We start from the raw sequence: 414 nt of genomic DNA on the forward strand, positions 1-414 counted from the left end.
CGCCTGACCCGTGTCGATGCCCGGCCAACTCAGTTGCTGACTACGCTGGGCGCCACACAAGCGCTGGACCTGTTGGCGCGGTTGTTGATCAAGCCAGGCGATCACGTGTTCGTCGACGAGCCCGGCAATGGCAACCTGATCAAGCTGATCCAGTTGGCCGGCGGCCATGTGGTCGGGGTGCGCCGAACCCAGGACGGACCGAGCGTGGAAGACATGAAGGAGCACCTGGCCAGGCACAAGGTCAAGGCATTCTTCTGCAACAGTACCTTCCACAACCCGACCGGCGGCAACATCACCCCGCGCAATGCCTTTAGCGTCCTGCGCCTGGCGGTGGAACATGACTTCTTCGTGGTCGAGGACGATGTCTACGGCGACTTCAGCCCGGGTGTGCGCCAGACCTTTGCCGAACTGGAC

At 62.6% G+C, this 414-nt stretch carries 1 protein-coding gene; it reads left to right on the forward strand.

The genetic code is table 11. The annotated features are described in order from the left end of the window. Positions 1-414: aminotransferase class I/II-fold pyridoxal phosphate-dependent enzyme (locus tag GVL52_RS29600; RefSeq protein WP_160012777.1), on the forward strand; the 414-nt coding region annotated here is incomplete at both ends.

The sequence above is a fragment of the Rhizobium sp. 18055 genome, from assembly GCF_902706285.1.
Classification (GTDB): Bacteria; Pseudomonadota; Alphaproteobacteria; order Rhizobiales; family Rhizobiaceae; genus Rhizobium.